This is a genomic window from Thermosyntropha lipolytica DSM 11003, assembly GCF_900129805.1.
In the GTDB taxonomy this organism is placed as follows: domain Bacteria; phylum Bacillota; class Syntrophomonadia; order Syntrophomonadales; family Syntrophomonadaceae; genus Thermosyntropha; species Thermosyntropha lipolytica.
Genome location: NZ_FQWY01000007.1, coordinates 90,293 through 96,808 on the forward strand (window position 1 = coordinate 90,293; position 6,516 = coordinate 96,808).

Below are 6,516 nucleotides of genomic sequence, written 5' to 3' on the forward strand. Positions count from 1 at the left end.
TTTCACCTCGAAACCTTATTTTGTTCTTTGCCATGCTTTATTTAAAGCTTCTTTGAATACGCCTTTTATCGCATACGGTTTGAAATCTTTTTCTACCGGCGGACGGGTAGCCAGCCTTTTTTCCAGTACCTGTCCAAAAACCTCAGCTGCTTCTTCAATAACAGTATTATCCATTTTTTTGCCTTTAACAAAATCTTCTACTTCCCGTTCCCGTACCGGAAATCTAGATAAGGCTCCGCTACCGATGCGTATATTTTTTATCACCTCATTTTCGCCCCGTTCCACAAAAACAGCCAGGGATATAGTCGAAATAGCCAGAGCTTTTCTGAGGCCCAGTTTTACAAACCCCAATCCTTGTCCCGGTTGGGGTTTTAAAAATTTCACGGCATACAATATTTCCTGCGGTTCCAATTTCACTTTGCCCCGATCAATATATATATCTTCCAAAGGCATTTCCCGGGTACCCTGTTTGCTTTTTATAACCGCTACCGCATCCAGAGCTAAAAGGGCAGGTACCGTATCGGCAGCAGGTGAAGCATTGCATATATTGCCACCTACAGTTCCTAAATTCCTTATCTGAGGAGAACCGACATGGCCGGCTGCTTCTTGCAAGCCTTTAAAAGGTTTTCCTATTACCGGGCTTTCTTTTATATTGACAAAGCGGGTAGCAGCCCCTATCTCGATAAAATCACCAGTCTCCTTAATAAAACAAAGTTCAGCCACATCGGAAATATCTACCAAAACTTCCGGATTAACCTTTCCTTCCCGCAGTTGAATTACCAGGTCAGTTCCTCCGGCAATCACCTTGGCCTTTTCACCTTTTTCATCCAGTACATCAAGCACTTCTTCCAGAGTTCTTGCTTTAATAACTTCCTTGAGTTCCATAAATACCTCCCTTTCCATAATGCAAAAACCGAGGGAATTTGATTTTAGTTTTGACTTTGAAAATAAAATTTATAAAGGTTTCCATTCATTTATTTTTTGCAATTTTTATGCCAAAATTTTATACCTAGTTTTTATTTTTACAGGCTAAATTATTTTATAAAAAAGACACTATTCTGGTCATTTATCCATTTTTATATTCATTCAGTCCATAAAAAAAGCGGATATTTTTTCTCGCGGGGAAAAAATATCCGCTTAAGGCTCAATGTTTTATGATAACCTTTTTTAATTTTTATTATAACTATATATAATATACTACCAAAATGCCAATTTATTACAATCTGGCTACTCCCGTTCTTATAGCTGCATTGCCTACTGCTTCGGCAACTGCTGGAACAATGCGGCGGTCAAAGGCATCGGGAATTATATTTTCTTCATGCAGCTCTTCTTCTTTTATTATGCCGGCAATAGCATAAGCAGCTGCTATTTTCATCTCTTCATTTATTACCCTAGCCCGCACATCCAAAGCCCCTCTGAATATGCCTGGGAAAGCCAGCACATTATTAATCTGATTGGGGAAATCTGAACGTCCGGTGGCAACTATTCTGGCTCCTGCTTCTTTAGCCAGGTGAGGCATAATTTCCGGTATAGGATTGGCCATGGCAAAAACTATGGCATCCTTTTGCATAGATTTTATCATTTCTTTATCGACAACTTCAGGAGCAGAAACGCCTATAAAAACATCAGCTCCTCGCAAAGCATCGCGCAAAGTACCTTTTAAGCCTTCTCTATTGGTCAAATAGGCTAATTCCCTCTTTTGTTGATTAAGCCTTTCATCTCCTGCCCACAGGATGCCTTTTTCATCGCAAACTAATATTTCTCCTGTTCCTAAGCTTAAAAGCATCTTGGTAATGGCAGTTCCAGCTGCTCCTGGCCCATTAACTACGACCCTTATTTCATCTAGTTTTTTCCCCACCACTTTTAAAGCGTTTAAAAGCCCGGCTGCTGTAACTACTGCCGTACCATGCTGATCATCATGAAAAACAGGAATATCTATTTCTTCCATCAGCCTTTTTTCGATTTCAAAACACCGGGGAGCCGATATATCTTCGAGATTTATGCCGCCAAAAGTAGGGGCTAAATATTTTACCGTTTTTACAATTTCTTCGACCTCCTGGGTGGCCAAACATATTGGAAAAGCATCGATACCAGCAAATTCCTTAAAAAGAATAGCTTTTCCTTCCATAACCGGCATAGCAGCTTCCGGCCCAATATTGCCCAGTCCTAAAACCGCCGAACCATCAGTTACTACCGCCACCAGATTACTTTTAGCCGTATAGCGATAGACTTCCTCTCTATGGGCATGAATCTGGCGGCAAGGTTCGGCTACACCTGGAGTATAAACTATACTTAAGTCTTCCCGGTCTTTTATGCCTATTTTACTTACCACTTCGATCTTTCCCCGGTAATTAGCATGTAGCTCTAAAGCTCTGGCATTGAAGTCCATTCTGCTCATCTCCTGACTATTTTCTCCATACTTTTTTATAAACTTGCATATTTATTAACTTATAGCAAAAAAAACTTAATTGCAACCGCAAATTATGTATTTAAATCTCTTTCGTCTCTGCTATCTTTTTACATTTTTTTCCTGTAAACTTTTTTAAAATAATAGGTACTTACAATGATTATCTGCCGAAGGGAGGGGAATCATGCAGGCAGCTGTTCGCAACCAACTTAAAGGGCGCATTTGAGAAATTAAGGCTGACGGTGTTATGGCCCAGGTAACCATGTGAATGGGCGACATCGAAATCGCGTCCGTGATGACGCGCGAATCCCTTGAAGAATCAGGGTTTAAACAGGGTGATGAAGTTACTGCTTTAATCAAAGCCGTGAATGTTGTTTTGGTAAAAGAAACCTGCTAATAGTATAATATTATTAATGAAAATCAAAGGCCTCAGTAAACGAGGTCTTCTTTTTTAATATATTTCTAAAAGGAGGTAAGGGGTTTGCTAAACCTTTGCATACTTGATGCCGATACTTTAGGACATGATGTGGACTTGTCTCCTCTGCAGCATTTGGGCCATCTTTCTATCTTTCCTCAGACCGCACCGGAAGAAGTGATAGAGCGCATTAAAGAACAGGACATAATCATAACTAATAAAGTAGTCTTAAATGAAAAAAACTTGTCTTATGCTCCCCGGGTAAAACTAATATGCATAACTGCCACCGGAACCAACAATGTAGACTTAAATTATACTAAAAGCCGCCATATAACCGTAACCAATGTAGCCGGCTATTCCACCTACAGTGTAGTTCAGCACACCTTCGGCATGTTATTTTACCTTATGGAATCTCTGAACTATTATGACAACTATGTAAAATCAGGGCTTTATGCCCAAAGCACTATTTTTACCCATCTGGGCAGGCCCTTCAATGAAATACGCGGCAAAACCTGGGGAATAATCGGTCTGGGTACTATTGGTTCCGAAGTAGCCCGCATAGCTACTGCTTTTGGCTGCCAGGTAATCTACTATTCCACCTCCGGGCAAAACTATAACCCTCTCTATTCCCGGGTCGGTTTAGAAGAACTGCTGGCCGTTTCCGACATAGTATCTATTCACTGCCCTTTAAACGAAAAAACTAAAAACCTTATAACTTACCAGGAATTATCCCTTATGAAAAAATCAGCCTATCTTTTAAACCTGGGGCGGGGAGGCATAATAAATGAAGCTGATCTGGCCAAAGCTCTTGATGAAGACTTGATTGCCGGGGCAGCTCTTGATGTCTTGGAAAAAGAACCGGCAGCAGCCGATAATCCTCTTTTAGCTATAAAAAATAAGCACAAGCTTCTCATCACTCCCCACATAGCGTGGAGCAGTCGGGAAGCGCGCGCTAAACTAATAGAAGAAGTCAGGCTTAATATTGAAGCCTATCTAAAAGGAACCCCCCGCAATGTAGTTTAATGATCCCAGGAGGACGGTTTTTTGTGCTCTTTAGCATTTAAGCCGTTCCCCTGCAAATAATCAATATCCGGATTATCTTTTCAAAAACATTATATATCGTAATACTTTTGCAATTTAGAACCGTCCCCAAATGAAAAAATAAAACCCTCCTTGGGATAAGGAGAGTCAGAGGAAGGATATGCGATTAGGCACTTGGCTTTTTTAAAGCCCTGGTGCTCAGTTTTAGCTGGATTTATGCTAAAAATTTATAAAATAGAGTTATAGTTCTTATGATTAGCAATCATATTAAATATATAGTAAACGATAAAAACATATAAGTCAACTTTTTTATAACCACATCTGGCAGTAGTCTTCACCTGCTTTAGCGGCATATTCTCTTATGTCTTTTTCCGCAGGTAAGGTAAGTTCTTCGAAATTTACACCGTAATAACATTTAGGGCACACCAAACGGTAGCCGGCGAAAAATTCTCCTTCTCCGTTTATGGTGGCCAGAAGAACCTGGATAAGCACCGGACAGGTCTCTTCCCTTATAGAATAGCGGGCAGCGGTTGCCAGCGACCAGTTATATTCATTTGACTCTCTGCCGCAGTAAGGGCATTTTATCATCAGTACGGCTTCTTCTTTGAGCAAAATAATCACTCCATAAATTTTGTTATAGTATATTCCATGCTGTGTTATTATAGTATTATAATATACAAAGAAACAAAATACCAGGCGTATAAATATATAATAAGGGGACACGATATGCGGAAAGATGAAAAAGCTGAACTGATGATTTATTGCATGAAATGCGGCAACCATGCCAACGAATACAACTGGACCCTGGCTACAGCAGCCAAGTTTTCTAATAAACCCTATGAGACCCCTACCCTTATAAGCCTGCTTCTTAAACTGGCTAAAGGAGAAAAACTGGATGGGAACAGTATATGGCTGGTATGCCCTCGCTGTAATGAAAAAGTAAAACTCGCCCATATACCCCTTCCACCCTGGGACGAGCTGCAGGCATATGTGGAAAAAGTGGGCGAGGAATATCTTAATTATAAGTTTTAATAGCCTATATTTTCCTTCCACAAAATCTCTTTTAAGGCATATTGAGTGAGGATTTGCACTGCTTCATCATTGTTTAATGCTTTCTTGATATAGATAGTATCAAAACGGCTCAGGTCAACTTCCCTTATGGTGTCATATTTTCTCCGGTTATTATCTAACAAGATTTTTACCCGGGGCTTAGAAAAATTATTTTCATTTTGCCCGGCTATTACTGCTATATCCCCGGTACTCAACACTACCAGGGTTCCTACCGGATAAGGAATTATATGCTCAGCCAGCAGATCAAGATATTCCCGGCTTATCTTATGTCCGCTTTCCCGGTAAAGGATTTCCAAAGCTTCCCGGTTGGCATATCCCATACGGTAAGGCCGGTCAGACACTAGAGCATCAAATATATCAGCTACCGCAGTTATCCGGGCAAATTCATGAATCTTATCCCCTCTTAACCCCTGGGGATAACCGCTGCCGCTTATATGTTCATGATGCTGCAAGGCAACATGGGCGGAAAGCAGGGATACTTCTCCGGAATTTCTTAGAATATTAAAACCTTCCCAGGGATGTTTTTTTATGATCTCCCATTCAAATTCGTCTAAAGGGCCGCATTTGTTAAGTATCTTCTGGGGAACAGTTATTTTTCCTATATCATGAAGTATGGCGCCTATACCCAGATTTCTCAATTTTTCCCGGTTATATTCTTTGCGGATGCCGATTACGAGCGAGAGGATGCATACACTTACACTGTGCTGATAGGTATAAGAATCATAATCTCTTATATCTTCCAACCCTATAGCCAGATTTTGATTTTTTAAAAGCTCATCAATTATATTATCAACCTGAGTTCTTACGGCTTTTAAATTTAAGCGCCTGGTAGAAAGCAGGGATTTAAAAGTATGGCTTAAGACCCTGCTCGCTTCCTGCATAGTCTCCCCGGAGACGGCCCCTTCGGGAACTTCGATGCCTAAAGCATCTTTTACATAAACTGCAGGTATGCCTTTGTCTTTTATCCTTTTTATATAATATTCATCCAGAACTTGTCCGGCAGTGAGCAGAACCCGATGGTGATCAGGCTCAATAATAGCCCGGGCCAGTACCATGCCCGGTACCAAATGCGAGACAGGTATTTTTATCATGCTTATCCCCTGTTCCTGGAATTTTTTTCTACTCTATTATATGGCAATATTTTCTAATTTTCTTCTCTCAAAATTAAGAATCGACACGTAGTATAATACCATAAGAGTTATTTTTATCCAAGATCTGAATATATTTTTTATAAATTACTCAAATTTCGCAGTTTAAAACAGGCATCAAAGCCCTAATGTATGCTGGTTGACCAGCAATCCAATATCGAACTTGACACAAAATTTCTGCGTATAAATCCTGGGAAATTTTTTTGCGCAGTTCGGCAATAAAAAGCAAAAGATACCGTATGGCGGTCTGGTAGTCAATATCCTGTACCTCATCGCATAACAAATAGAATATTTCTCCGTAACTACGTGAGTCCTGGTTGTTACGTCGTTCCCATTCCAGCAAAATATATCTGGTAAAAACAATGGTTGTATGGGCTATGAGCATATCGTAATTTCTGCCCTGGAATTCGGAGCCTAGTTTTAGCAGTGATTTG

General features: G+C 40.2%; 7 protein-coding genes and 1 pseudogene. 3 read left to right on the top strand and 5 right to left on the bottom strand.

Annotated features, from left to right (window positions below):
- Positions 1–15: 15 nt before the first annotated feature.
- Positions 16–885, bottom strand: a complete 870-nt coding sequence (locus BUB92_RS03245; RefSeq protein ID WP_073089887.1) for an FAD binding domain-containing protein — start codon at positions 883–885, stop codon at positions 16–18.
- Positions 886–1,216: 331 nt separating this feature from the next.
- Positions 1,217–2,389 (bottom strand): NAD(P)-dependent malic enzyme, encoded by a 1,173-nt coding sequence (locus BUB92_RS03250; RefSeq protein WP_073089890.1) that lies wholly within the window; start codon positions 2,387–2,389, stop codon positions 1,217–1,219.
- A gap of 286 nt (positions 2,390–2,675) precedes the next feature.
- Between BUB92_RS03250 and BUB92_RS11345 the strand changes: the two genes are divergently transcribed.
- Complete coding sequence (locus BUB92_RS11345) at positions 2,676–2,804, top strand: TOBE domain-containing protein (RefSeq protein ID WP_143156854.1); 129 nt, start codon at positions 2,676–2,678, stop codon at positions 2,802–2,804.
- Positions 2,805–2,888: 84 nt separating this feature from the next.
- A complete protein-coding gene (locus BUB92_RS03260) occupies positions 2,889–3,845 on the top strand; it encodes a D-2-hydroxyacid dehydrogenase (RefSeq protein ID WP_073089893.1) in 957 nt (318 codons plus the stop codon).
- 327 nt (positions 3,846–4,172) lie between these two features.
- On the opposite strand, the gene BUB92_RS03265 is transcribed toward BUB92_RS03260, so the two are convergent.
- A complete protein-coding gene (locus BUB92_RS03265; protein WP_073089896.1) occupies positions 4,173–4,475 on the bottom strand; it encodes a hypothetical protein in 303 nt (100 codons plus the stop codon).
- Positions 4,476–4,589: 114 nt separating this feature from the next.
- Here BUB92_RS03265 and BUB92_RS03270 point away from each other — a divergent pair, with 114 nt between their 5' ends.
- Complete coding sequence (locus tag BUB92_RS03270; protein ID WP_073089899.1) at positions 4,590–4,895, top strand: hypothetical protein; 306 nt, start codon at positions 4,590–4,592, stop codon at positions 4,893–4,895.
- Here BUB92_RS03270 and BUB92_RS03275 read toward each other — a convergent pair.
- Both BUB92_RS03275 and BUB92_RS03280 read right to left on the bottom strand, forming a co-directional pair.
- Entirely contained in the window at positions 4,892–6,025 is a 1,134-nt protein-coding gene (locus tag BUB92_RS03275; RefSeq protein WP_073089902.1) for an HD-GYP domain-containing protein, read from the bottom strand. The genes BUB92_RS03270 and BUB92_RS03275 overlap by 4 nt on opposite strands.
- Positions 6,026–6,173: 148 nt before the next feature.
- Positions 6,174–6,516, bottom strand: a pseudogene (locus tag BUB92_RS03280) (IS4 family transposase); the annotation flags it as partial.

Coding starts and splice junctions, on each gene's coding strand:
- BUB92_RS03245 (WP_073089887.1), bottom strand. CDS start 885: ATGGAACTCAAGGAAGTTATTAAAGCAAGAACTCTGGAAGAAGTGCTT.
- BUB92_RS03250 (WP_073089890.1), bottom strand. CDS start 2,389: ATGGACTTCAATGCCAGAGCTTTAGAGCTACATGCTAATTACCGGGGA.
- BUB92_RS11345 (WP_143156854.1), top strand. CDS start 2,676: ATGGGCGACATCGAAATCGCGTCCGTGATGACGCGCGAATCCCTTGAA.
- BUB92_RS03270 (WP_073089899.1), top strand. CDS start 4,590: ATGCGGAAAGATGAAAAAGCTGAACTGATGATTTATTGCATGAAATGC.
- BUB92_RS03275 (WP_073089902.1), bottom strand. CDS start 6,025: ATGATAAAAATACCTGTCTCGCATTTGGTACCGGGCATGGTACTGGCC.